Here is a 25,009-nt window from a genome sequence, read left to right on the forward strand (position 1 = left end):
ATCGCGCTATTCCGGCTTGATGCCGGCCAGCTGGGCGGCCGCCTTGGACCGCGCGTATTCGGCGCGCAGGAACTCGGCGAAGCCAGCGGAAGTCCTTTCCGACGCGGTGGCTTCTTCCATGCCGGCATCGCGCAGTTTGTCGGCCACCGCGGGCATGGCGAGGCTTGCCGCCAGCGCGCCCTGCAGGCGATCCAGGGTCTCCTTGGGCGTCTTGGCCGGCGCGAGCAGGCCGACATAGCTGGAAGCGGTGAAGTCCTTGACCCCCGATTCGATCATCGTCGGGATCTCCGGCGCGATCGCCGATCGCCGGGTTGCCGCGACCGCGAGGATGCGCACCTTGCCCGCGCGATGCAGGGGCAGGGCGGTGGAGAGCTCCGTCATCGTGGCGTCCAGCGTGCCGCCCACGAGATCCGGTATCAGCGCGCCGCCGCCGCGATAGGGTACGTGCGCCAGGTTCACGCCGGCGGCGGCGTCCAGCCGCATCAGGGTCAGGTGGGTCGCGCTGCCCACGCCGGAGGTGCCGGTATTGATGCGACGCGTCTTGGAAAGCGCGAACAGTTCGGCCAGGGTATGGGCGGGCAGTCCGGGCGTGACGACCAGCACATGCGGCACGTAGCCCACCATCCCCACGGGCGCCAGGTCGCGCAGCGGATCGTAGGGCAGATGCAACTGGACGAAAGGGTTGACCGTCATCGGGCCATTGGAAGCCACCAGCAGGATATAGCCGTCGGGCGTGGCACGCACCACCATATCCGCCCCGATGCTGCCGCCGGCCCCCGGCTTGTTCTCCACCACCGCCGACACGCCCAGCGTCTGGGTCAGCCCGGCGCTGACCACGCGTGCCGTCGTGTCGACATTGCCGCCGGGGGCAAAGGGAACGATCAGGTGCAGGGGGCGGTCCGGAAAGCCGGCCGCGCGGGCAGCCGGCGCGAGCGCGGCGGCCAGCAGGCTGGCGCCACCCAGCGCGAATGCGCGTCGGGTCATCGTCATAGTGTCTCCTTTATGTCGTTATCGACGGGGCGCTCTTGCGACGCCCCGTTCGTGTGTTCCGCGTTCGTGTCAGGCGATCGACCGCTGCCTTTGGTTTTTACGAGACGCATCCATGAAGTCTCCTGTGTCGTGTTCTATTTGCGTCGAGTATCGGTCGCCTGGGGAACAAACGGGTTGCCTTGTACGGCGATCGCCGTTCTAATATTTTTATTTTGTGTTGCGGCACAGCATGGAATATCCCAATGGCGCGGACGGCGGATTGAGCCTGCATCATCTGCACGTGTTCACCTCGGTGGCCCAGGCTGGCGGCGTGCGCCGGTCCGCCGAAGCGCTGTTCCGGGCCTCTTCGGCGGTCACCCGCGCGGTGGGCAACCTGGAGCAAAGCCTGGGGGTGGCGCTGTTCGAGCGCAAGGCCACCGGCATGCTACTGACGGCCGCTGGCGAAGCGGTGCTGGAGCGTGCCCGGCGCATCGAAGCGGAACTGGACGCCGTGCGCGACGAAGCCCTGGCGCTGCGGCGCGGGCAGGGCGCGGCAAGCGGGGTCGCGGCCACGGCCGCGCTGTTCCATACGCGGCGGCTGACCAGCGCGGCCATGCTCGCCGACGTGCATCACATGTCCACCGTCGCGCATGCCTGCGGACTGACGCAGCCCGCCATCAGCGCGTCGCTTGCCAAGCTGGAAAAGAACCTGGCGCAGCGGCTGTTCCAGCGCACGGCGCGCGGCATGGTGCCCACGCCGGTGGGCGAGCGCTGGGTGATCCGCTTCAAGCGCGTATTGGCGGAGCTGCGCAATATCCAGGCCGATATGGCCGCCCTGGACGGCGCCCTGGAAGGCGTGGTGACCGTCGGCGCGCTGCCGATGATCCGCACCATCGTGCTGCCGGCGGCCATCGCCAACGTGCTGGCGCGCCATCCCAGGCTGCGCATCCGCACGCTGGAAAGCCCGTATGGAGACTTGTGCGCCCGGCTGCTGAGCGCAGAGGTCGACTTCATCCTGGGCGCGCTGCGGCCGCTGCACGATACTTCCCTGAGCACCCGGCTGCTGCTGCACGAGGATATCGTGTTGATCGCACGCGCCGGACATCCGCTGGCGCGGAGGCCCATCGGTTTCGACGATCTCGCCCGCTACCCCTGGGTGCTGTCGCGCGCTTCCACGCCGCTGCGCGACCAGCTCAACGAATTCTTCCGTCGCAAGGGTCAGCCGCTGCTGGTGCCTTCGGTGGAAACGGCGGACCTGGCCTTGCTACGCGGTCTGCTGCTGCATTCCGACATGCTGACGGCGCTTTCGGTCCACCAACTGCATTACGAGTTCCGGGCGGGCGGCCTGGTCACCTTGGATTTCGCCCTGGACGGCATGCGACGCGAGATCGGCGTGACGACACGCACCGGCGCGCAGCTGTCGCCCGGCGCGCGCGAGCTGCTGGACGAGATATCCCGCCTGGCCGTTACCATGGCGGTGGATGGCGCGCGTATCCCGCGCATATCGAAAACAAAATGAGGCGACATGAAGACCGTTCCACCCCCGCACTCCCACCCGAGCAAGCCGGCGTACGTCCTGCCGGCCGGCAGTTGCGATGCCCACGTGCACGTCTATGGACCTGTGGCGCGCTTTCCCTATGCGGCGGATCGCGCCTACGACCCGCCGGAGGCGCCCATCGAGCGCCTGCAGGCATTGCATCGCCTGCTGGGTGTCGAGCGCGCCGTCATCGTGCAGGCAACCGTGCACGGGACCGACAACGGGGCGATGCTGGACGCCATCTCGCGCGCGCCGGCGCGATATCGAGGCGTAGCGCTGGTGGCCCCCGATGTGTCCGACCAGGAACTGCGCCGGCTGCATGCCGGCGGCGTACGCGGTCTCCGCTACAACTTCATGCCGCACCTGGGCAAGTCGGCGGATCCGGAAGAGGTGAGGGCGATGGCGGCGCGCATCGCGCCGCTGGGTTGGCACATCCAGGTCCACGTCACCGCGGCGCATCTGCCGGCGATACGCGGCTTCCTGGAGTCGCTGCCGGTGCCTTTCGTCATCGACCATATGGGGCGCCCCATGGTGGAAGACGGACTGGACCAGCCGGCCTTGGCCTGCCTGCTGGATGTACTCGGACATGAACGTGCGTGGGTGAAGATCAGCGGTCCGGAACGCATATCGGCGCTGCTGTCCCGACAGGCCCGGCCGTATGCCGATGCGGTGCCCTTCGTGCAGCGCATTCTGCAGGCCGCACCCGGGCGCGTCGTCTGGGGTACAGATTGGCCGCATCCGAACGTGCGCGAAGTGCCGGACGATGGCAAGCTGGTGGACTTGTTGCCGTCGTACACGGATGACGCCGCCGTGCTGGAAAGCATACTGGTGGCGAATCCTTCACGGCTTTACTGGTACGACTGAACCTGGTCGGGGCGCCCGTCAAGCCCTGCGCGGGGTTTTCGCCGGGCGCTTGCGATCCAGGCGCAGGCGATACTGGAACTCGCCGCCCTTGAAATAAAGATGCTCGTAGTCCACGGGCCGAAGCGCATCGTCATACGTCAGGCGCTCGACGCGCAGGGCGGGCTGCTCTTTTTTCATGCCGAGCGCGCGAGTGACGGCCGCCGGCGCGGGGATCGCCTCGATACCCAGATCGGCGCTGCCCAGTGCGACGCCGCAGTCGTTTTCCAGGATAAGGAAGATGTCGCGCGTGACGAGATCCGCGCGTTGCAGCTTCTTTCCCAGTGCTTCGGGCAGGAAGGTGACTTCGTAGGACGTGGGTTTGCGGTTCAGCAGGCGCACGCGATGGATCTCGGCCACGATGCTGCCTTCGTCCAGCGCCAGTTTGGACGCCACCTGGGCGTTCGCCGCGACGAAGTCGAAGGACACGACGTGATTGACGATTTCCTGCTCGTCGCCCATGGCCTCCGCAAAGCCTTGCAATGACGTGATGTTCTGCACAGCCTTGGGCTGCGACACGAACGAGCCCTTCCCATGGACCTTGAATATCAGGCCTTCTTTCTGCAGGTCACCCAGGGCCTGGCGGATGGTGATGCGGCTGACCTCGAACATCTCCTGCAGTTCGCTTTCAGATGGTACCCGGCTGTGCGGCGGATACTGGCCGTTCAGGATGGCCGCGCGCAAGGTGTCCTTGATCTGTTGATAAAGCGGCACATGGGAATTTGCCCCAAGCGCGGAGTAGCTGTTCTGCAGATTCGATGGGCGGGCGGGCATACGGAATTCGGTGCTTGCAGGCTGGACCGCGGAATTGTATCCCCGTGCCTGCCGGGGTGGGCGAGTCCCGATTATGTCATAACTTGATATGCCGACATAGGACAAGAGTCGTTGACACTCGCCATAACACGTTATAACATGCAGAGACGATGACATGGGGACCCGGCGCGAGGCAGGGACGCATGCGCCGATTGGGAGATGACGTTGGGTACCTTGTTCGCCTTTCCGGCAGCGGCCGCCGCCGCCTATCTGTCGACGAACATCGATGGCTTTGCGCTGCTGATGGACTTCTCTGTCAACGAGCGCTATCGCGCGTCGGAAATCGCAGCGGGCCAGCTTGCCAGCGTGGGAATCCAGCTGGCGGCGTCCATCGCGATCATGAATCTCGGCGGCCTCGGCGACGCACCGTTCATCGGGCTGGCCGGAATCGTTCCCCTGGCGGCCGGACTCAGGCGTATCGTGGCCGGGCTCGGCGGCCGCGCTCTCGCGGAAGCGCCGCCTCGCGCACTTCGGCAACGGGTGTCGCACGGCGCAGTCGAACGGCTCGCGCTCGTCACGACCATCGCGACCTGCGGCGCCATCGATAACGTACTGGTTTATGCGGGGCTGTTCGTCGGACATGGCGCAGCCGACCTCGCATGCGCGTCGATGGTGTTCGCGGCGATGGCGCTGTCGTCGTGCGCGCTGGCGTTCATCGCGGCCCGCTCGCGCATTTCCCTGCGGGGATTGCGGACCGCGGCAACACGCATTGCACCGATCATGACGACGGCCGTCGGTGCGGCGCTGCTCATACGTTTCGGCACCTTCGAATGGATCTGGTCGCTGGCCTGAGGCGATGCACCAAGCCGAGACGGCGATGCACCACACAACGCCGCCCGGCACCGTTGTGGAGCGCGAGACGGCAGGGATGGCCGGGCAGTATCGGTGGAACAAGGGGAAATCGTATTGGCATGGGTTTTGCATGACTTCTCATTGCTTGTACTGACGAGTTATATCCACTGATGTTGTCACTGTCCGGCCTGCGCGGCGCATCGCACCGTTCATGCCGATCAATCACCAAGGTTGCGTCATGAGAATCAGAGATTGGATCGACCATGCGTCACGCAGTGCTTTACCCCTGGCCGCGGCGGCGGTGCTGACGTGCGCAGGCGCCGCGCACGCTGAAAACATCGATATCGGCATCGGGACGCAGGACACGACGACCAATACGGTCACTGGCGGCGTCGTCCTGAAGCAGCTCAACCTGCTGGACAAATTTTTGCCTCGCACGGGCAAGTACAAGGACGTTACCTACCGTGTGACGTGGCAGAACGCGACGTCCGGACCGCCCATCACCAACGGCATGGTCGCCGGAAACCTGCAGATCGGCATGATGGGGGACTATCCGCTGCTGGTGAACGGCGCCACGGGACATGCGACCGGCAACGATACGGAACTCGTCGCGGTGATTGCCTATAACGCGCACGGCGGCGGCAACGGGCTGGTCGTTCCGAAGGATTCTCCCTACTACGATCTCGAGGACCTGAAAGGCAAGCGCGTGTCGGTGCCGTTCGGCTCGGCGGCCCACGGCATGCTGCTGGCCGCCTTGCAGAGCCGCCACCTGCCGCCCGACTATTTCTCGCTCGCCAACCAGTCTCCCGAGGTCGGCAGCACCAGTATCCAGGAACATCGCATCGACGGCCATGCAGACTTCGTTCCCTTCGCGGAACTGCTGCCGTTTCGCGGCTACGCGCGCAAGATCTTCGACGGCGTGGAGACGGGCCAGCCGACCTTCCACGGGGTGGTCGTGCGCAAGGATTTCGGCCAGAAGTATCCCGAGGTTGTCGTCGCCTACATCAAGGCCTTGATGGCCGCCAACGAGTGGGTAAGGCAGAACCCCGTGCAGGCGGCGGAACGCATCCAGTCATGGACGAAGGTGGACAAGGAAGTCGTCTACATGTTCCTCGGACCTGGCGGCATCCATACCCTGGATCCGACCATCAAGCCGAGATGGGTGGACGCGTTGAAGCAGGACTACGCCGTGCTCAAGAAGCTGAACATGGTGAAAGACCTGGACATCGACAAATGGGTCAATGATTCCTTCGTGCGGCAGGCCTTCAAGGAGTCGGGCCTGGATTACGACAAGCAGCTGGCCAGTCTCGGCAACTACGCGATGCAGGGCAGGGACCCTGTGTGCGATACCGACGTCACCGACCCAACGCAGGCGGGACAGATCTGGATGCAAGGCGAATCCATGGTCTCGTTCAGTACGCCCGCATGCACCTTGCGCGGCGTGAACCAGTATCGCGCCCAGGGCAAGAAGCTGGACGCCGTCTATCTGACCGATAGGGCCCTGGGTATCAAGGTCTTCGCGAGCGACGCCTTCTACACGCAGGGTGGGAGCGATGCGGGCCGGCCACTCATCGAGGCCTATCTGCTGAAGCGCGACGCCGAGGCCAGCGCACGGAAATCGCATGCCAAGGTCATCGACTACGAGCAGGCGCTGCAAGCGGTAGGCGCGGGGGGGAACTGAAATGGCGCACTCCTTCGACATGGACGTCCGCGACGACATCCAATCTTCGGCCAATGCCGCCGTGTCTTCGCCGGTCCCATCCGAGCCGCAAACGTCCGGCCACGCCGGTGCGCAGACGCCGGTCCGCGGGCTCCGGGAGCGCCTCCGCACCGCGCCGGTGGCACCGGGTGCGGTAGCCGTAGCGGCCAGGACGCGGACTATCGCCGTCAGGCTGTTGTTTCCCGCCGTCTCCATCGGGATCCTGCTGCTAGTGTGGTACCTGGGTACGCGCTACCGCGTGGAATTCTATGTGCGCTTCAAGAACGTCCCGACGCCCATGGAGGTCCTGCGGGAAGCCGCGAACGTCGTGGGGACGAACGCATACGCGGTCAACGTACTGAACAGCCTGCGGCGCATTCTGGTCGGATTCGTCATCGCAATGGTGTCCGGCGTGGGCCTGGGCCTGCTGATAGGCCGCTACGGCGCCATCCGGCGGCTTTTCATGCCGGGCCTGGAGGTGCTGCGGCCCATCCCGGCGATCGCCTGGGTGCCGATGTCCATCATGCTGTGGCCGACGACCGAATCGTCCATCGCGTTCATCACCTTCATCGGCGCCTTCTACCCGATCCTGCTGAACACGGTGGACGGCGTGGAGTCGCTCGACGGTGTATTGCTGCGTGCAGGCCGGTGCCTGGGCGCCAGCGAGGCCAGGCTGTTCTGGTACGTGATCCTGCCGGGCGTCATGCCGAACATCTTCACCGGCCTGGCCGTGGGCATGGGCGTTGCCTGGGTGTCGCTGATCGCCGCGGAAATGATCTCCGGCCAGTACGGCGTGGGCTACTACACATGGGAAGCCTATTCGCTCGTCAACTACCCGGCCATCGTGCTGGGCATGATCACCATCGGCGCGCTGGGCCTGCTTTGCAGCGGCGCCATCAGGCTGGTCGGACGCGCCTTGATGCCATGGCTTGCATACGCCAAGGGAGCCCGCAAATGAACCAGCCTGACAAGGGCAGTATCGAGTGCCGCGACATCGCGGTGGTATTCGGATCGGGCGACGCGCGAACCGAAGCCGTCCGCGACGTGTCGCTGACGGTCGCGCCGCACGAGTTCGTGTCGCTGATCGGTCCTTCGGGATGCGGAAAGTCCACGTTGTTGAGCATCGTCGCCGGCTTCACCCAGCCCACGCGCGGCGTTGCCACGCTGGACGGCGTCAGGATCAGGAAACCGGGCGCGGAGCGCGGCGTGGTTTTCCAGCAGTATTCGCTGTTCCCATGGCTGCGCGTGCGCCAGAACGTGGAGTTCGGCCTGAAGATGGCTGGCGTTCACCGCAGCCGCCGCGAGGCCACGGCGCGCACGCTGCTGGGCCTGGCCGGATTGCTGGCGTTCGAGAACCATTACCCGGACCAGCTGTCGGGCGGCATGAAGCAACGTATCGGCATCGTCCGCGCCCTGGCGGCCAACCCGCGGGTATTGCTCATGGACGAGCCGTTCGGCGCGCTGGACACGCAGACGCGCACCGTCATGCAGGAGATCCTGACCAATATGTGGCAGCGATTCCGCCTGTCCGTGCTTTTCATCACGCACGACATCGAGGAAGCCGTCTTCCTGTCGGACCGCATTTACGTGATGACGGCGCGGCCGGGCCGCATCAAGGCGGAGATCGCCGTGCCCTTGCCACGGCCGCGCACGGCCGAGATGTTCGACACGCCCGAGTTCGTCGCGCTGGTGCATCGGCTCAAGGGCTTGATACGCGAGGAATCGCTGGCCGCGATGGGGCCCGAGCTGAAAGCGGGCGGCATCGAAGGCTTCAGCATGGAAATGGGCCCGAACGGCGTCAACGAGATGCTGTAGGCCGCGCGTCAGGAATGAACCAGTTTCCCTACCGAGAGCAAGCGAAGGCTCTCACCTTCAATGGAGTTTTACCATGAGCAAGAAACCAAACATCCTGTTCTTTCACGTCGACAATCTCGGCATGGGCGAACTCGGGTGCTATGGCGGCGGGAAACTGCGCGGCGCGGACACCAAGCGCATCGACGCGTTCTGCAAGGAGGGCACCAAACTGACCCATTACGTGGTGGAGCCGCAGTGCACGCCGACGCGTTCCGCGCTGATGACCGGCCGCTACCCGATCCGCTCGGGCAACCATACGATCGCGCTGGGCGGCAACGGCGGCGGGCTGGTGACCTGGGAAGTCACCATCGCCGAATTGCTGGCCAAGGGCGGATACAAGTCGTCGTGCCTGGGCAAATGGCACATTGGCGCGGAAGAGGGCCGCTTTCCCACCGATCATGGGTTCGACGAATGGTACGGGCCGCTGCGCACGTACGACGAATGCATGTGGCTGGAAGACCCGCACTACGTGCCCGAGCGTGACGGCTATTCGCACATGCACGAAGGCTTCAAGGGGAAGGGCACCCGCGCCCTGCTGGACGAGCAGCTGACGATGGAAACCAAGAAGACCTGCGACCTGGAATACCAACGGCGCGGCATCGATTTCATGCAGCGCTGCGTGCGTGACGATGAACCGTTCTTCCTGTATTTCAATCACTCGCTGATGCACTTCCCGATGTCGCCGCGCGACGAGTTCGTCGGCAAGAGCACCAACGGCGACTGGGGCGATTGCCTGTTGATGCTGGATCACGACTTCGGCGTGCTCCTGGACGAACTGGACCGCCTGGGCGTGGCGGACGACACCATCGTCATCCTGTGCGGCGACAATGGCGCCGAGGACCATCTTGCCGGTCGCGGGACCGGTGGGTTCTTCGACGGATCGTATTTCAGTTCGGCGGAAGGCGGCATCCGCACGCCGCTGCTGGCGCGCTGGCCCGGCCGCATTCCCGCCGGCGTCGAAAGCAATGAAATGGTGCACGTCACGGATATGTTCACGACGCTGCTGAAATTCGCCGGCAGCGACGTTCCGAAGGACCGCATCGTCGATGGCAGGGACCAGACGGCGTTCTTCCTGGGCGAGCAGCAGGAATCCAACCGCGACCATTGCATGGTCTGGCTGAAGGACGAACTGCACGCCGTGAAATGGAAGGACTTCAAGATCAACTTCAAGCGCCAGCAACATTTCCACGACCCGGAACTGCCGCTCGGTTTCGCGCGCATCACCCACCTGCAGGAGGATCCGAAGGAGCGCGAGGCCGTCAACCAGCGCTACGTGCGCTGGTGGGTCATGCAGCATGCCCATCGCGTCGTGCGGGAGTTCGAGGATAGCGTCAAGCGCGAGGAGCTGATTCCCCCGGGTTCGGCGTTGGATTTCGTGCCCAAATCGGAAATGCGGAGCTAAAGCCATGGACGCGCCTATGACCGGCTCTTCCGTCCAGAAACGTGCTTGCTGCTGCGCGTCGGGCCAGGGCAAACCGCAGGCCCCCGCGACGCAAGCGCCTGCCGCCGAAGGCATGGTATGGATAGGCGGGCGCGATTTCACGATGGGGTCCGACGTCTTCTATCGGGAAGAGCGTCCGGCACGGCGCGTTACCGCCCCCGACTTCTGGATGGATGTCCATCCCGTGACGAACGAGCAGTTCCGGGCGTTCGTCGACGCCACGGGTTATCGCACGCTGGCCGAGCGGGCGCCCGATCCCGCGCTATATCCGGACGCGGATCCCGAGCTGCTGGTTCCCGGCTCGCTGGTGTTCACGCAACCGGCCGCGCCTGTCCCGCTGCGCGACCATCGCCTGTGGTGGGCCTACGTGCCAGGCGCGAGCTGGCGCCATCCCCAGGGTCCGGACAGCGACCTGGCGGGCCTGGAGGACCATCCCGTGGTCCACGTGTCCTTCGACGATGCGAGCGCGTATGCGGCATGGGCAGGCAAGTCGCTGCCCACCGAGATCGAATGGGAGTTCGCCGCTCGCGGCGGCCTCGAAGGCGCCGCGTATCCCTGGGGAGATGAATTCGCCCCGGACGGGCGGCACATGGCGAATACCTGGCAGGGAGAGTTTCCGTGGCAGAATTCGGCCGCCGATGGCTACGAACGGACGTCGCCGGTGAAGTCTTTTCCAGCCAACGGGTATGGGCTGTTCGATGTGGCGGGCAATGTCTGGGAGTGGACGACGACCCCGTACGGCAGCCCGCCCGGCGTGGCGCCGGCGAAGTCCTGCTGCATACCGGCCTCCGCGTCGAGCGATCCCGCCGCCCGCCTGGTGGTCAAGGGCGGATCCCATCTGTGCGCGCCCAGCTACTGCCTGCGCTTCCGGCCGGCGGCGCGCCAGGGACAGACGCTGGACACGTCCACCAGCCATATCGGTTTTCGCTGCATCCTGCGGCCATGAGATGCATCGCGGCCACGGCGGACACGCCTGGCCGCCGGCCGGGGAAGTGGGCCGGGATGCGTGGCCGCGGTATGCGCCTTGCAGTCTTTTCACCTTACGAGTGCTGTGCCATGACGATTCCCATTGAAGGGAGCAATACCTTGCCGGACCAGCCCGGCAACTCGCTGGCCCCGCCGCGAACCAGTTTCACGCGGGAGATCCTTGCTGGCGTGGTCACGAGTCTTGCGTTGATCCCCGAAGTCATCTCGTTTTCGTTCATCTCCGGCGTGGAGCCGCGCGCCGCGTTGTTCGCCTCGGTCGTGCTGCTGGTGATCACATCCCTGTTCGGCGGGCGTCCGGCGATGGTCACCGCCGCTGCCGGTTCGGTCGCGCTGGTCATCGGCCCGATGGTAAACGCGCATGGCGCCGGCTACATCCTGCCCGCGGTCCTGCTGGCCGGGCTGATCCAGGTGGCCTTCGGCTTGCTGGGGCTGGCGCGGATCGCACGCTTCATTCCTCGCTCGGTGATGCTGGGCTTCGTCAATGCCTTGGGCATCCTCATTTTCTGTGCCCAGGTACCCCATATCGTCGACAAGCCCGGGCCGGTCTACGTGTTGTTTGCCGTCACGGTGCTGATCGTGCTGATCGCGCCGCGCTTCAGCCGCGTCGTTCCATCGCCGCTGATCGCGATCGTCGTGGCGACCGGGCTGGCCATTTCCCTGAACTGGAGCGTGCCCACGGTCGGAACGGGCGATTCCGCCGGCGGCGGATTGCCGGGATTGACGGCCTGGACGGTTCCCTTCGATCTGCAGACCTTGAAAATCGTATGGCAGACCTCGCTGAGCGTGGCCTTCGTGGGCCTGCTCGAAACCCTGCTGACCGCGAAACTGGTCGACGAGATGACCGACAGCCGTTCGCGCAAGTCACGGGAATCGTGGGCCCTTGGGCTGGGCAACCTTTGCGCGGGCGTGTTCGGCGGTATCGCCGGTTGCGCCATGATCGGCCAGACGGTGGTCAATGTCGGCATCGGCGGCGCGCGTACCCGTATTTCCACCCTGGCGGCCGCCGGCACGCTGCTGTTGCTGATCACCGTGTTGAGCGCCGTGATGGCACGCATTCCCATGGTGGCCCTGGCCGCCGTCATGATGGTGGTGGCCGTGAAGACCGTGGACTGGCACAGCGTGCGGCCGGCCACGCTCAGGCGTATGCCGTGGATGGAAACGTCGGTGATGGCGCTGTCCATCGGCCTCACCGTGTATACGGGCAACCTGGCCCTGGGTGTGGTCGGCGGCGTGCTGCTGGCGACCGTATTGTTCGCGCGCCGCGCGGCGCACGTGATCCGCACGACGCGCACGGTCAGCGCGGATGGCGGCAGCGTGTGCTACGAGGTCCACGGCCCGCTGTTTTTCGGCAGCAGCAACGACCTGGTGGAACGCTTCCTGTACGCGGCCGATCCGCGCGACGTGACGATAGACTTCTCCAAGTCGCAAATCCTGGACGCATCGACCGTCGCCGCGCTCGATTCGGTCGAAGTGAAGTACCGGCAGCACGGCACGGCCGTGCGCTTTACGGGCCTGGACGAGACCAGCCAGGCTTTCCATGCCAGGCTCAGCGGCAAGCTGAACGTCAGTTGACACCTCGCGCCATCCGCTTTCCGGGGCGATCGCCCCGAGCACTGCGCCTAGGGTTATCCCTGCTCAAGAAATAAATATATTTACGATATCTTGGCGGTTTGTATCGAACTCGATGCAGGCGAGCGCGCGTCCGTGCCCGCCGGCCTTCTACAAACGACAAGGGGTAGACCATGCAGCGCCGTGAATTCTTGAAGTCGTCGGCCATCGCGGCCATGGGTATGACCGCCGTCGGGCGGTTTTCGCTGGCCCAGGCCCAGTCGACCGGCACGCTGGCCGAGATGACCTGGGGCGGGCTCTGGGGCAACGGGATGGCGCAGTACATCGACGGGCCGTTCGCCAAGCAGACGGGCTGGACGATCACGCAGGACCGCGGCCCCACGCCCATCGAGCGCGTGACCAAGCTGAAGATCAACCTGTCGAACCAACCCTACGACCTGGTGCAGCTGCATGACGGCGTGGTGCCCCTGGCGGAATCGCAAGGCGTGCTCGAAACGCTGGATCCCGCTTCGCCCAACCTGACTTTCCTGAAAGCCATTCCGGACCGCTTCAAGCGCCCGGGCTGGGTCGCGATGATCTATTCGGCGCTGGGTATCGTCTACAACCCGAAGGAAGTGAAGAACCCGCCGAAGAGCTACGCCGACCTGTGGAACCCTGAGTTCAAGGGGCGTATCGTGCTCCCGGAGATCACGCATTCGATCGGCCCCTACATCATTCCGATCGGCGCCATGGCGGCGGGCAAGGACCAGAAGGACGAGAAGGCAGGCTTCGACATGCTGCGCAAGATGGTCAAGCTGGATCCGATCTGGGCCAAGGACACGGACACGATCATGAGCTCGCTCCAGACCGGAGAAGCCGTGGTCGGCCTGCTGTACAAGTCGCAAACCTATACGGTGCGCGAGAAGGGCGGCCAGGCGGAGTGGGTATTCCCCGCGGAAGGTGCGATTTCCTACCTGGCCGGCACCGGCATCGCGAAGGGGTCGAAGCACAAGGACCTGGCGGAGAAGTACATCAACATGACGCTGGACCCCGAGTACCAGACCTGGGTGGCCAAGGTGTTCAACTACGCGGGCACCAACCCGGCCATGCTGAAGCTGCTGCCGCCGGAACTGCAGGAGCGCGTGCAGTTCACCGATGCGCAGGTGTCGCGCATCATCGACCTGGACCAGGCGTTCATTTCCGCGCGGCGCGGGGATTGGACAGACCAGTGGAATCGCATCATCAACGGCGCCTGATTTTTCATGGCGTCGCAACTTTCATGGTCGCCGCACGGTGACGCGCTGGGCATTGCCGTGCTCGCGCATCGCGCCGCCGCGAGCGGCCACGCCATACACCTGACCCCGGATGGCTATGCGGGGCCCGACACCCTGGCCGCGGCCGCGCGGCGGGCGGGCTTGCCCGCCCAGGCCATCCAGGCCGCCGGCGCGGCACCCGGGCCGGCCAAGTCCGGCCTGCGCGTGCCCCGCATCGTGCTGTACTGCGGCGCGGCCATCGGCTATCCCTATTACGCGTACTACTCGCATTGCCTGTGGAGCCTGGGCCTGCCTTACCGGCGCGCGACCGCGGCCGACATCGCGGGCGGCATGCTGGAAAGCGCGGACCTCCTGATCCTGCCGGGCGGGTTCGCCACCTGGGGGCTGGACCGCATCGAAAACGAACCGGGCGTCGACCAGGCGATCCGCGCCTTCCTGGCGCGCGGCGGCGCGGGCATCGGCTCTTGCGGCGGGGCCTATTATTTTTCGCAAGGGCGACCGCACTGGCTGGGCAAGCTCGACGCGAAGCCGCGCTACACGCATGAATACCTGCTGACCGGCGCCGGCCTGTTGAACGTGCGGCTGCAGGACCCGGCGCTGCGCCGCGACCTGGCCGAAACCATGGAACTGGCTTACTACCACGGGCCGGTCTATGAACACGGCGAACGGCATGCCCGCACCGGCGGGACCTTCGAAAGCCACATCATGCCGACGCGCCTGTTCATCGACAACCCGCTGGACGGCGAGCGTTTCGAGCGCGTCATGCGCAATCGCGTGGCGATCCTGACCAGCGATGCGCCGGACGGCCGGGTGGTGGGCTTTTCACCGCATCCGGAGATGGGCGAATTCCTGCGCAAGGCCATGGCGCTGGACGGCTATGTGCGCCACTACCTGCCGATCCGTGGACGCAAGACCATGGACGAGACCCTGCGCTTCTATGCGAGGGAAGATTGCCTGAGTTTCAGGCTGGTGCTGAACGCGGCGCTCGCGCTGGGGGCGTTCGAGGCGCGCGAGACCGCCGACGACGAGCCGCGGGCGGCGCCGGAACGGTCTTTCGCGGAAGACCTGCTGCGCGCGGACGAGGGCTGGCTGGCGGGCATGGAAGACCTGCGGCGCCGCCTGGAACGGGAAGAGCCCGAACTGGCCGACCTGATGGGCGGCATGCTGGGTGACCTGGCGGCGGAATGGGAGGGCTTGATGGCTTCCTCCGACGTGACGGGACTGTCCGACGACGCGCTTGCGGTCGAGCTGGGCCGGGTGCTGGACGACGCGGTCGCGATGATCAAGGGCCCGCCAAGGCGGGCCGTCGAGATGCTGGTCCTGTTGGAATTGCCCGTGCGCCTGGTGGCCGCCGCGGCGCGTATCGTGCGGTTCGACCGCATCGTCAAGGAGCTGATGTGACTGTGGCGGCAAGTTCGGCGGCGGATGCCGGCTTCCTGGATGTACGTTTCGACGGTGTGGAGAAGCGCTTCGCACAAACGGTGGCATTGCATCGCCTGGACCTGGATATCGAACGCGGCACCTTCTTTTCATTGCTGGGGCCCAGCGGTTGCGGCAAGACGACGACGCTGCGGCTGATCGCGGGTTTCGAGCAGCCGACGAGCGGCGACGTGTACATACGCGGCAAGCGCGTGACCGGCGTGCCGGCCCACAAGCGCAACTTCGGCATGGTGTTCCAGAGTTTCGCGTTGTTCCCGCACCTGACCGTGGCGCAGAACGTGGCGTTCGGCCTGAAGATGCGGCGGGTCGATACGGCGAGCGTCACGCGGCGCGTGACTGGGGCGCTGGAGCTGGTGGCCTTGGGCGGTTACGGCGAACGCTATCCCCGGCAATTGTCCGGCGGGCAGCAGCAACGCGTGGCGTTGGCGCGCGCGATCGTATTCGAGCCGGACGTGCTGTTGCTGGACGAGCCGCTGTCGGCGCTGGACAAGCTGTTGCGCGAACAGATGCAGGTGGAACTGCGCCAGTTGCAGCGACGCCTGGGCACGACGACCGTGTTCGTGACGCATGACCAGGAAGAAGCCCTGACCATGTCGGACCGCGTGGCGGTGATGAAAGACGGCCGCATACAGCAGGCGGGGGCGCCGCGCGAGATCTATGAGCGGCCGGCGACGGAGTTCGTGGCGACCTTCCTGGGCGCCAGCAATATCCTGCGCGGGCAGGTGCGGGATCGCATGGGCGACAAGCTGGTGGTGGGCCTGGGCGGCACGGTGCTGACCGTGGACCCGCCCACGGTGAATGGGCGGCCGCAAGGACCGGCGCTGTCCGTGGGCGACGAGATCAAGCTGGCCCTTCGCCCCGAGAAGCTGCGGCTGGATACGCAAGGCAAGCTCGCCGCGACGCTGAAGGAGGTGGTGTATCGCGGTGCGCAGACGCATCTGTACATGGAGACCGAGGGCGGGCCGATCGCCGCGCACCTGCCGAACAGCAGCGTGACGCCGATGAACCTGGCGCCGGGCGCCGTGGTGCGCCTGGCCTGGGACGATGCCAGCGTGGTGGCCTTGGCGGCCGCGCACGATGCGCCGGGCCTGGGTTCGGTCGATGGGGCAGGGGGCGGACAGGCATGAACCGCCTCCGTTCTTACGGCATGCCGGGCGGCGACGACGGCCACGGCCGCCCGGTGGCGCGGCGGCTGGTGCCGCGCGCGGGACTGATGTGGGCGGTCGTCGCGCCGCCGGTATTGCTGCTGCTCGTGTTCTTCGTGCTGCCGCTGGCTTATCTGCTGTTCGTGAGCTTCATGACGAATTCGCAGGCATCGCTGTACGAGCTGCAGCCGACCCTGCGCAACTACGTCGAGATCGCCACGGATCCGTTCTACCTGCTGATTATCCAGCGCACGCTGCTCGCCACGGGCGTGGTGCTGCTGGCGTGTCTCCTGCTGGGTTATCCGGTGGCGCTGTACGCGTCGCGCCTGTCGCCGCGCGGCCGCATGGTGATGCTGTTGTTGATGATGTTCCCGCTGATGGTCAGCAACGTGGTGCGCGCGTACGGCTGGGTCAGCATACTGGGACGTACGGGCATCCTCAGCGTGACGCTGCGCGAGACGGGGCTGACCGATCGGCCCATCCAGTTCCTCTATTCGTTCGAGGCCGTGGTCATCGGCTTGCTGACGATACTGCTGCCGTTCATGATCGTGTCGATCACGAATTCGCTGACGGCGATCGACCAACGTTATACCGAGGCCGCGCAATCGCTGGGCGCGGGCCCTTGGCAGACTTTTTTCCGCGTCACGCTGCCGCTGTCCAGTCCTGGGGTGACGTCGGGGTTGATGCTGGTGACGTTCCTGATGCTCAGCGCCTATGTGAGCATCGCGCTGCTGGGCGGACCCCGCTTCAAGCTGCTGGTCAGCCTGGTGTTCGATAGCGCTTCCACGTTTCGCTGGCCGCGGGCGGCGGCATTGTCGTTCGTGCTGCTGTTGATGGCATTGATCATCGCGGCCGTCATACAGGCGGTGATACGGCCGCAGCGGGTACGGGGGAAGGGAGCATGAGCGTGGGCCGTTTCCTGTTGCGCCTGGTGACCGGGATCGCGCTGGTGCTCATCCTGGGCCCGATCCTGGTGATTCTGCTTTTCGCCTTCAGTTCGGCGGACTCGCTGGTTTTTCCGCCACCGGGATTCTCGCTGCGCTGGTTCGAGGCGTTTTTCACCATACCCGAGATGCGGCAGGCTTTCGTGTTGAGCCTGTGGCTGGCATTCGTTTCCGCCACCTTGGCCGGGCTGCTGGGCATGCTGGCCGCCGTCTACGCGTCACGGCGCAGCGGTTGGCTGGCCAACGTGCTGCAAATGCTGTTCATGGCGCCGCTGGTGTTTCCGACCATCATCCTGGGCCTGGCGCTCCTGCTGCTGTATCGGACGATGGGCGTCTCGATATTGCCCGGCTTGCTGATCGCCCACGTCGTGGTGTGCCTGCCTTACGCGTTTCGCACCATCGTGGCGGCATTGCAATCGTTCGACACCGCGCTGGAGGAAGCAGGGCAGAGCCTGGGGGCAGGGCCGGTGAAGTCGTTCCTGCTGATCACCATGCCCATCATCTGGCCCGCGCTGCTGTCGGGGTGGTTGTTCGCGTTCATCGTGTCGTTCGGCGAACTGAATGCCGCGCTGTTCCTGACGGGGCCGGGTATCGTCACCTTGCCGATCGAGATATTCAGCTACCTGCAGTTCCAGGGCAGCCAACTAGTGGTGGCCGCGGCGTCCGCATTGCAGGTGTTGATGATCGTCTTGATCCTGGTGCTGGCCGAACGCATCGTGGGCGCGCGCCGTATCGTGGAGCGGTAACGGGGAGGTGCCACGGGCCGGGTGGGTCGCGGCCCGTGATACCGCAACCCCGGCTCAAGCCCACAGGGCCAGCAGTCTTTCGACGGCGGTCATATCGCGCCCCTCGTCGCGGCCGCGGACGATGCAGCCCGCCATCAGCTGCTTGTCGGCTGTTTTCACCCGATCGCCGTGCTGGTAGGCATTGAATCCCTGCCAGTCCAGCGGCAGCGCCGCCTGCTCTATGTGCTTCCACATGGCGAGCAGACGTCACTCAGGTGGCGCATCGCGAAGTCCGACCGCGCGAGCAGGGCAGGGTCCGTCGGCGCGTGCAATGGCAACGCCACGTCCGATATCTCGTGGCAGAGCAAGCCCAATCGCCCGCTCAACACGCGATCCTCAGGCAGGCCGCTTGCGGCGATGGCGAGCTCTCGCAGCCCGATCCCGATGCTGCCGACGATAAGCACCGTGTCGCGTTGGCGGATGGCCTGTCCGATTCGCGTCAGCAGGATGCGGCCCTGGTCGCCGGAAAGCGACGCGCCGTCCATCGCAAGGATCACGAAGTCGTAATCCGCTTTCGCCAAGTCCAGCGGGTCGGTGAGCACGCCGAACCCGCCGAAGTCGTGAATCGCGCCGTCGTCATAGGAGTACAGGCTGTAGGCCCGCGGCATCTTCGCGGACCTCGCGGGGCGAACGACGAAATCGACGCCGACCGACGGGTGGAAAAGGTGGTAGCCGGTCATGACACCCATGGCGCCAGCACCGACGATGGCAACACGGTGCGTTCGATTGTCAGTCATCGTTCAAACCTTGGTACGTATGGATAGGCTGTCCGAAACGCCTCCCAGGCGGCTCAATAGCCCAAGCCGCAAGAGACTTTCAGCGGTAGCGATGATAGCGTCCTCACGCGAACGGGGCGCCCAACCGAGCAGGCGTATGGCTTTCTCGCTGGTGGCGTTCAGCACCAGGCCCAGCAGGGGCACGGCTCCGCGCAAGGCGGGATCCCGGAGCGCGCCCAGCCGCACGATCGCATTGGGGATGGCGGTCGTTTTCACTTTGGCCGCAGCCGCTCCCATCCGCGCTTTCAATAGCGCGGCCACTTCCGTCAGCCACATGCTTTCGCCGGCGATGGCCAGGAATCGTTCGCCATTCGCGGCATCATGCTTCATCGCGCGCAGGTGCAGGTCGGCGACATCGCGGACATCGACGAATCCGGAGTTCAGTTTCGGCTGTCCGGCCTGGCCTTCCAGGATCCGCTTGATCAAGCGGATGGAATGCGAATAGTCGGGCCCGAGGACGGGTCCCAGCACCGTGACGGGGTTGACGACCGACAACTCCATTCCTCCCCCTTCGCGGGCGACAAAGTCCCAGGCGGCCCGCTCCGCGAGCGTCTTGGACTTCTGATATGGCCAGATATTCCTGCTGGTCAGGTCGCTCCAGTCGGATTCGTTGTAGGGCCGGCTCATCTGGCCATGGCCGGCGCAGATCGCGCCCAAGGCCGACGTCAGGACGACGCGCCTGACCCCGGCGTCACGCGCGGCACGCAAGACCCGCAGATTGCCATCGACCGCGGGCCTGATCCAATCCGCTTCGCTGGCGTGAGCGCCAGTCGGTGTGGGTGAAGCGCCGTGCATCACGTAAGTGCAGCCTGCCGCGGCCCGGGCCCAGCCTTCGTCGGCCTCCAGGTCCGCGGCGACGAAGGACAGCATGTCCGTCGCGTCCACGCCACCGGTCCTGAGGTTCTGTCGCACTTCGGCTTCACGCGCCATCGATCGCACGGTGGTTCGTACGCGATAACCCTGCCCGAGTAGCGCCAGTATGCAATGTTGCGCGATGAATCCACTTCCTCCGGTGACGAGGACCTGGGTTGGTGCACTGCTCATTATCCGATTCCAAAAAGACCCCTCAACGGGGCGTGGGACGTAGATTAGGCAGGACCAGCCGAATTGTTAATGCTTTATAGTGCGCCATACTTGCGCGATCGTACGAAGATGACTGCCGATCCCTTTTCCGACATCCTCAAATTCACGAAGGCTGTTTCCTTGGTCACCGGAGGATTCACTGCGGGCGGGCCGTGGGCCATCCGCTTTCCGCCGCCCGACAAGATCAAGTTCTTCGCGGTAGTGAAGGGCGGTTGCTGGGCCAGCATCGACGGCGAGGGTGCGCCGATTCGATTCGAGACCGGCGACGTGGGCCTGCTGACGGCGAAGCGCGCTTTCGTACTATCCAGCGATCCCGAACTCGCTCCCATCGATGCAATGAGCGTGTTTTCAGGTGCTGGTACGGCCGCGCCGGCCTTGGGCGACGGCAAGGACTTCGCCCATATCGGCGGCCACGTCCTGCTCGACCCCACGAGTGGCCGCCTGCTGGCCGATGCGCTGCCGCCATGGCTGCACGTGCAGGCAAGTTCCCCTCAGGCATCGAATTTCCGGTGGTTGCTCGAACGGCTGGTGGAGGAGGGCGCGGACAGTTTGCCGGGGGCAAAACTCGTATCGGAGCAACTCTCGCAGCTTTTGTTCATCCAGATCCTGCGAGCGCACTTGAAAACCTCGGGCTCCATGCCTGCCGGATGGTTGCGGACCTTGGCCGATCCGCGCCTGGCGCCCGCGCTTCATCTCATGCATGGAGCGCCCGCGCGCGCATGGCGCCTGGAAGAACTCGCACACGCGTGCGCGATGTCGAGGACCACCTTCGCGGCCAACTTCAAGGCTCGTTCGGGGCAGACGCCGCTGGCCTATCTTGCCGAATGGCGGATGCGCCTGGCCCGGCGCAGCCTGCAAGAGGAAAACATGCCGGTCTCCGTCGTGGCGGATCTGCTGGGCTACACGTCGGAGAGTGCGTTCAGCAACGCCTTCAAGCGCATGACGGGCCAGTCTCCCACGTCATACCGGAAGATTTCGCGGGTGACGGCCGGCCAAGGCTGAACGCTTTGGTACGGCCAGATCGCTGGCTATTCCTGCCGAGCATAGGCGTCATTCCCGCCCGGGTCTATTGCGCCCGACCGCTACTCCTTAGGATTCTCGGCGACGGTTAGACCGTTTCAATCGGAACAGGAGGGCAGCATGGTGATTTCTGGTCGACGTACCCTGATCACGGGCGGAACCAGCGGCATAGGCTTGGCAACAGCGCGTGCGCTGGGCCTGGCAGGGGCACGAGTCTTCATCTCCGGCAGGCGCGAGGCAAACCTGTCCGATGCGCTGGCGTCGTTGCGGGCCGAGGGCATCCGGGCCGAGGGCATCGCCGCCGACGTGACGTCGGACGAGCAGCGTGCAGCGATGCTTGCGGCAGCAGTCGACTCCATGCAGGGCCTGGACATCCTGGTCAATAACGCGGGGGGTGTGCGTGCCGGACGCCTGGAACTCACGGAAGAAAAAGACATCCGCGCCATGGTGGAGGTGAACCTCATTGCTCCGATACTGTTGACGCGCGCCGCGTTGCCCCTTCTACGCGCCAGCGGCGACGGACTCGTCGTCAACGTGGCCTCCGGTATTGCGTTGGTCGGCATGCCGTTCTACACCACCTATGCCGGCGTCAAGGCGGGTATCTCCCATTTCGGCGAAGCGCTGCGACGCGAACTCAAGGGAGAGGGCGTGCACGTGCTTACCGTCTACCCGGGAGCCACCGAGACGCCCATGATGTCGAGTTCGCGGGCCGGCCCGGCGCAAGGTTTCGTCCGCGAATCCGCCGCCGACGTCGCGCAGGCCATCGTCGGCGGAATCGAAGAGGGCGCCTATCAGGTCATTCGAGGTGGCGAGGCGCGAGCGCAGATGATCCGGATGAACCGCGAAGATCCGGCGGCGCTGGACGAGAAGTTCCAGGGCATGAAGTCAGTGCTGGACGATGCGGTCAAGGACCACTCGACCTTCTGAACCCACACCACTGGATAAGCACCATGTCCCTGCAAGACAAGCTCGATGCGTTCAGAGCGGATTTCAAGGCAGGCAAGCCTCCCTACAATGCGTCGCCGGAAATCCATCCCATCATGGAGCGTGCCACCGCCGAACTGATCGCCAGCGGCCAGGCCGGCCGCGCGGTGAAGTCCGGCGATACGGCCCCCGCGTTCACACTGCGGGACCAGGATGGCAAGGAAGTGTCGTCCGCCGTGCTGTTGCGTCAAGGTCCATTGGTTATCAGCTTCTACCGCGGCGTCTGGTGCCCGTACTGCAACATCGAACTGCAGGCGCTGAACGAGGCGCTGCCGCAGATCCGGCAGCTTGGCGGCAACCTATTGGCCATATCGCCTCAGACCGCGGCAAACAGCCGCAAGTCCGTTCGTATCAACGACCTGGATTTCCCCGTGCTGCACGACGCCAACGGCGATACCGCCGCGGCCTTCGGGCTGCGGTTCCGCATGCCCGACTACCTGGTGGACGTGTACAAGGCGCGCAAGAACGATTTGCCGGCCTTCAACAACGATCCTTCCTGGACGCTGCCGATGCCGGCGCGCTACGTAATTGGTCAGGACGGCGTCGTCCTTTATTCTGAGATCAATCCCGACTACACGCGGCGTCCGGATCCATCGGACATGATGCCAGTGCTGGAAAAGGCCGCACGCGCCCGCCGATGATCCTGCCTGCCCCTGGCTTGTCTAAACCGGGCGCCCGCATCACACTGTCCTGATTTCGAGGAATCTGGAGGCAGCGATGGCGGACGCATCGATGAAGGCTTGGCGCTTGAGCGCCATGGGTGGGCAACTGGCGCTGAAGCAGGTGCCCGTGCCCGAACTCCGCGCCGGCAGCGTGCTGGTGCGCGTGCAGGCGTCCAGCCTCATGTCCTACCTCAAGCCCTACGTAGAAGGAAAGTTGCCGTTCTATGCGCCGCCGCGTGGCGAGTACACCATCGGCACCAACGGTGTCGGGATCGTGCACGCCGTCGGCCGCGACGTCTGGCACGTCAGGAAAGGCCAGCGCGTACTGATCTCGTCGCACTTCGTGGCCCGTGAGAATGTCGACGATCCGGGCCAGGTGTTGATCGGCTTGACGGCGGGCGAGGGCGGCCAGGCCATTCTGGACGATTGGCCCGACGGCACGCTGGCTGAATACACGCTCGTACCGGTCGAGGCCGTCACCCCGGTCGAAGGCCTCGATCACATCGACAGCGCGCAACTGGCCGCCCTGAGCCGCTTCATTATCCCGTTCGGCGGTCTGCTGCGCGGACGCCTCTCGGCGGGTGAATCCATCGTGGTGACCGGCGCGACCGGCGCCTACGGCACGGCGGCGGTTCTCCTGGCGGTGGCCATGGGCGCCGCCCGTGTGATCGCGGTGGGCCGCGATCAAGCCCGGCTGGACGCGGTTGCCCGGATAGGCGGCGCGCGGGTCGTTCCCACCGTCCTGTCCGGCGACGTGACGGCCGATGCGGCCGCCATCCGGAAAGCCGCCGGCGGCGGCGCGCACATGGCCTTCGACATGGTCGGCAATGCCGCCGATCCCAAGGCCACGCTGGCGGCCCTGCACAGCCTGCGCAGGGCGGGGCGACTGGTCCTGATGGGAAGCATGACGGTCGATCTGCCGATACCCTATACCCAGGTCATGCTCAACAGCTGGGAGATCCTCGGACAGTTCATGTACCCGCCGGCGGCGTACCGGCGCCTGATCGAGCTGGTGCGCAGCGGTCAGTTGGACCTGGGCGTCATGCAGCCGGAGGTCCATGGCCTGGAGGAATTGCCCGTCGCGATGCAAGCGGCGGCCGAGGCCAGCAACTTGAACTACGTGGTGGTGGAACCCTGAGTGTGCCGACCAGGGACGAACCGGGTCGTCCCTGATGGCCATTACTTGGACATCGAGTCCTTGGACATCGAATCCTTGCCCATGGCGCCGGACTTGTCCATGTCGGGCTTGGACATGCTGCCGCTCTTGCCCATCGAGTCGTGGCTCATTGCGCCACCCTTGCTCATGCTGTCCTTATGCATGGCATCGCCCTTCTTGCCCATGGAGTCCTTGGACATGGAGTCCTTGGACATCGCGCCGCTCTTGCTCATGGAATCATGGCTCATCGCGCCGCCTTTGCCCATCGTGTCGGTACCAGTTGCATCGGCTGCGAACGCGGCGTGGGCGCCGACGGCCATGCAGATCGCCAGGGTGGCTTTGGTAAGTTTGTTCATGGTATTGCTCCTGTGTTGCCTGGGTTGGAATTGCGGCGTGGCCGCAGGTTGAAATTCAACTACCCCCGAACCAGTTGTAGCCCTGGTCTTCCCAATATCCCCCCGGATTGGTGTTGGTCACGAAGATTGCCTGGATGTGCTTCGGGTTCTTGTAGCCAAGCTTGGTCGGCATGCGCAGCTTCATCGGGAAGCCATATTCGCGCGGCAGCGTCTTGCCGTCGAAGGTCAATGCCAGTATGGTCTGCGGGTGCAGCGCGGTCGGCATGTCGATGCTGGTGTAGTAGTCGTCGGCGCATTTGAAGCCGACATACTTCGCCGTCAGGTCGGCTCCGACCGTGTGGAGGAAATCGGAGAAGCGCACGCCACCCCATCGGCCGATGGCGCTCCAACCTTCGACGCAGATGTGGCGCGTGATCTGGTCCATCTGCGCCATCGCCCGCAGTTGCTCCAGGCGCCAGCTCCGCTTATCCGCGACCAGGCCGGTCACTTCCAGCCGATAGGTGTCTTCATCCACCGCAGGGGCCTGGTCCATGCTGTAGTAGGCATTGAACGGAAAAGGCCGCTTTATCTGCGACTCCGCATAGGTCGGCGCCATCGCCGTCTGATGGAAGATCGCTGCCTGCACACGGTCGTTCCAGCGCGAGATCGCGGTCAGGGCCTTGCCGACGGTTTCGTTGTCATCCAGGGAGCAGCCCGTAAGCATTGCGACGCCACCCAAGGTCAGGGTCCGTGCCAGGAATGACCGCCTGGACGGTTCCGCCACCCGGGACGCAATGATCTTGCGGGCTTCCTTCAGGACGATCTCGCCGTCTATCGATTTGTTCATGCCGCGCGTGAAACTCAT

25 protein-coding genes are annotated in these 25,009 nt (G+C 65.1%); 18 read left to right on the forward strand and 7 right to left on the reverse strand.

The window, feature by feature from the left end:
• Positions 1-6 precede the first annotated feature (6 nt).
• Complete coding sequence (locus CAL12_RS13725) at positions 7-990, reverse strand: Bug family tripartite tricarboxylate transporter substrate binding protein (protein ID WP_232464799.1); 984 nt, start codon at positions 988-990, stop codon at positions 7-9.
• A 229-nt stretch (positions 991-1,219) separates the two neighbouring features.
• Between CAL12_RS13725 and CAL12_RS13730 the strand changes: the two genes are divergently transcribed.
• Complete coding sequence (locus CAL12_RS13730) at positions 1,220-2,488, forward strand: LysR family transcriptional regulator (protein WP_086064955.1); 1,269 nt, start codon at positions 1,220-1,222, stop codon at positions 2,486-2,488.
• 6 nt (positions 2,489-2,494) lie between these two features.
• Entirely contained in the window at positions 2,495-3,370 is an 876-nt protein-coding gene (locus CAL12_RS13735) for an amidohydrolase family protein (RefSeq protein WP_086064956.1), read from the forward strand.
• An 18-nt stretch (positions 3,371-3,388) separates the two neighbouring features.
• Here CAL12_RS13735 and CAL12_RS13740 read toward each other — a convergent pair whose 3' ends face one another.
• Entirely contained in the window at positions 3,389-4,180 is a 792-nt protein-coding gene (locus CAL12_RS13740; RefSeq protein WP_086064957.1) for a GntR family transcriptional regulator, read from the reverse strand.
• Positions 4,181-4,384: 204 nt separating this feature from the next.
• On the opposite strand from CAL12_RS13740, the gene CAL12_RS13745 reads away from it, so the two are divergent.
• The 12 genes from CAL12_RS13745 (at position 4,385) to CAL12_RS13800 (ending at position 18,089) form a co-directional block, all read left to right on the forward strand.
• Positions 4,385-5,011: a cadmium resistance transporter gene (locus CAL12_RS13745; protein ID WP_157792981.1), complete on the forward strand. Its 627-nt coding sequence runs from the start codon at positions 4,385-4,387 to the stop codon at positions 5,009-5,011.
• A 238-nt stretch (positions 5,012-5,249) separates the two neighbouring features.
• Positions 5,250-6,692 (forward strand): ABC transporter substrate-binding protein, encoded by a 1,443-nt coding sequence (locus CAL12_RS13750; RefSeq protein ID WP_086067868.1) that lies wholly within the window; start codon positions 5,250-5,252, stop codon positions 6,690-6,692.
• Between the two features lies 1 nt (position 6,693).
• On the forward strand, positions 6,694-7,668 hold the full coding sequence (locus tag CAL12_RS13755; RefSeq protein WP_232464801.1) for an ABC transporter permease: 975 nt from the start codon (positions 6,694-6,696) through the stop codon (positions 7,666-7,668).
• Positions 7,665-8,525, forward strand: coding sequence for an ABC transporter ATP-binding protein (locus CAL12_RS13760; protein WP_086064959.1), 861 nt, complete (start codon positions 7,665-7,667; stop codon positions 8,523-8,525). Before CAL12_RS13755 ends, CAL12_RS13760 begins: the two co-directional genes overlap by 4 nt.
• Positions 8,526-8,598: 73 nt before the next feature.
• Entirely contained in the window at positions 8,599-9,966 is a 1,368-nt protein-coding gene (locus tag CAL12_RS13765; RefSeq protein ID WP_086064960.1) for an arylsulfatase, read from the forward strand.
• Positions 9,967-9,970: 4 nt separating this feature from the next.
• Entirely contained in the window at positions 9,971-10,951 is a 981-nt protein-coding gene (locus CAL12_RS13770) for a formylglycine-generating enzyme family protein (protein WP_232464802.1), read from the forward strand.
• 110 nt (positions 10,952-11,061) lie between these two features.
• Positions 11,062-12,564 carry a SulP family inorganic anion transporter gene (locus CAL12_RS13775; RefSeq protein WP_086064961.1) on the forward strand — a complete coding sequence of 501 codons (1,503 nt, stop codon included), beginning with the start codon at positions 11,062-11,064 and terminating at the stop codon, positions 12,562-12,564.
• Positions 12,565-12,734: 170 nt separating this feature from the next.
• A complete protein-coding gene (locus CAL12_RS13780; protein WP_157792982.1) occupies positions 12,735-13,796 on the forward strand; it encodes an ABC transporter substrate-binding protein in 1,062 nt (353 codons plus the stop codon).
• Between the two features lie 6 nt (positions 13,797-13,802).
• Positions 13,803-15,215 (forward strand): hypothetical protein, encoded by a 1,413-nt coding sequence (locus CAL12_RS13785; RefSeq protein WP_086064962.1) that lies wholly within the window; start codon positions 13,803-13,805, stop codon positions 15,213-15,215.
• On the forward strand, positions 15,212-16,381 hold the full coding sequence (locus CAL12_RS13790) for an ABC transporter ATP-binding protein (RefSeq protein ID WP_157792983.1): 1,170 nt from the start codon (positions 15,212-15,214) through the stop codon (positions 16,379-16,381). Before CAL12_RS13785 ends, CAL12_RS13790 begins: the two co-directional genes overlap by 4 nt.
• Entirely contained in the window at positions 16,378-17,304 is a 927-nt protein-coding gene (locus tag CAL12_RS28630; RefSeq protein WP_086064964.1) for an ABC transporter permease, read from the forward strand. Before CAL12_RS13790 ends, CAL12_RS28630 begins: the two co-directional genes overlap by 4 nt.
• Entirely contained in the window at positions 17,301-18,089 is a 789-nt protein-coding gene (locus tag CAL12_RS13800) for an ABC transporter permease (protein WP_086064965.1), read from the forward strand. Before CAL12_RS28630 ends, CAL12_RS13800 begins: the two co-directional genes overlap by 4 nt.
• Before the next feature lie 54 nt (positions 18,090-18,143).
• Here the strand turns inward: CAL12_RS13800 and CAL12_RS13805 are convergent, their stop codons facing one another.
• Genes CAL12_RS13805 through CAL12_RS13815 form a run of 3 tightly spaced genes read right to left on the reverse strand, consistent with a single transcriptional unit; the run spans position 18,144 to position 19,948 of the window.
• Positions 18,144-18,323, reverse strand: a complete 180-nt coding sequence (locus CAL12_RS13805; RefSeq protein ID WP_086064966.1) for a hypothetical protein — start codon at positions 18,321-18,323, stop codon at positions 18,144-18,146.
• Positions 18,308-18,817, reverse strand: coding sequence for a hypothetical protein (locus CAL12_RS13810; RefSeq protein WP_157792984.1), 510 nt, complete (start codon positions 18,815-18,817; stop codon positions 18,308-18,310). Before CAL12_RS13810 ends, CAL12_RS13805 begins: the two co-directional genes overlap by 16 nt.
• Positions 18,818-18,868: 51 nt before the next feature.
• Entirely contained in the window at positions 18,869-19,948 is a 1,080-nt protein-coding gene (locus CAL12_RS13815) for an SDR family oxidoreductase (protein WP_086064968.1), read from the reverse strand.
• Between the two features lie 69 nt (positions 19,949-20,017).
• On the opposite strand from CAL12_RS13815, the gene CAL12_RS13820 reads away from it, so the two are divergent.
• From CAL12_RS13820 to CAL12_RS13835, 4 genes are all read left to right on the forward strand, one after another.
• Positions 20,018-20,989, forward strand: coding sequence for an AraC family transcriptional regulator (locus CAL12_RS13820; RefSeq protein ID WP_086064969.1), 972 nt, complete (start codon positions 20,018-20,020; stop codon positions 20,987-20,989).
• Between the two features lie 138 nt (positions 20,990-21,127).
• A complete protein-coding gene (locus CAL12_RS13825) occupies positions 21,128-21,934 on the forward strand; it encodes an SDR family NAD(P)-dependent oxidoreductase (RefSeq protein WP_086064970.1) in 807 nt (268 codons plus the stop codon).
• Positions 21,935-21,957: 23 nt separating this feature from the next.
• Complete coding sequence (locus CAL12_RS13830) at positions 21,958-22,632, forward strand: peroxiredoxin-like family protein (RefSeq protein WP_086064971.1); 675 nt, start codon at positions 21,958-21,960, stop codon at positions 22,630-22,632.
• A 76-nt stretch (positions 22,633-22,708) separates the two neighbouring features.
• Entirely contained in the window at positions 22,709-23,791 is a 1,083-nt protein-coding gene (locus tag CAL12_RS13835; RefSeq protein WP_086064972.1) for a zinc-binding dehydrogenase, read from the forward strand.
• Positions 23,792-23,832: 41 nt separating this feature from the next.
• Here the strand turns inward: CAL12_RS13835 and CAL12_RS13840 are convergent, their stop codons facing one another.
• Together CAL12_RS13840 and CAL12_RS13845 are read right to left on the reverse strand one after the other, a co-directional pair.
• The gene (locus CAL12_RS13840; RefSeq protein ID WP_086064973.1) at positions 23,833-24,165 is read right to left on the reverse strand and encodes a pentapeptide MXKDX repeat protein; all 333 of its coding nucleotides are present in this window, start codon (positions 24,163-24,165) and stop codon (positions 23,833-23,835) included.
• A gap of 55 nt (positions 24,166-24,220) precedes the next feature.
• Positions 24,221-25,009, reverse strand: a complete 789-nt coding sequence (locus CAL12_RS13845; RefSeq protein ID WP_086064974.1) for a molybdopterin-dependent oxidoreductase — start codon at positions 25,007-25,009, stop codon at positions 24,221-24,223.

Origin of the sequence: Bordetella genomosp. 8, assembly GCF_002119685.1 — a bacterium.
Taxonomy (GTDB): Bacteria; Pseudomonadota; Gammaproteobacteria; order Burkholderiales; family Burkholderiaceae_B; genus Bordetella_C.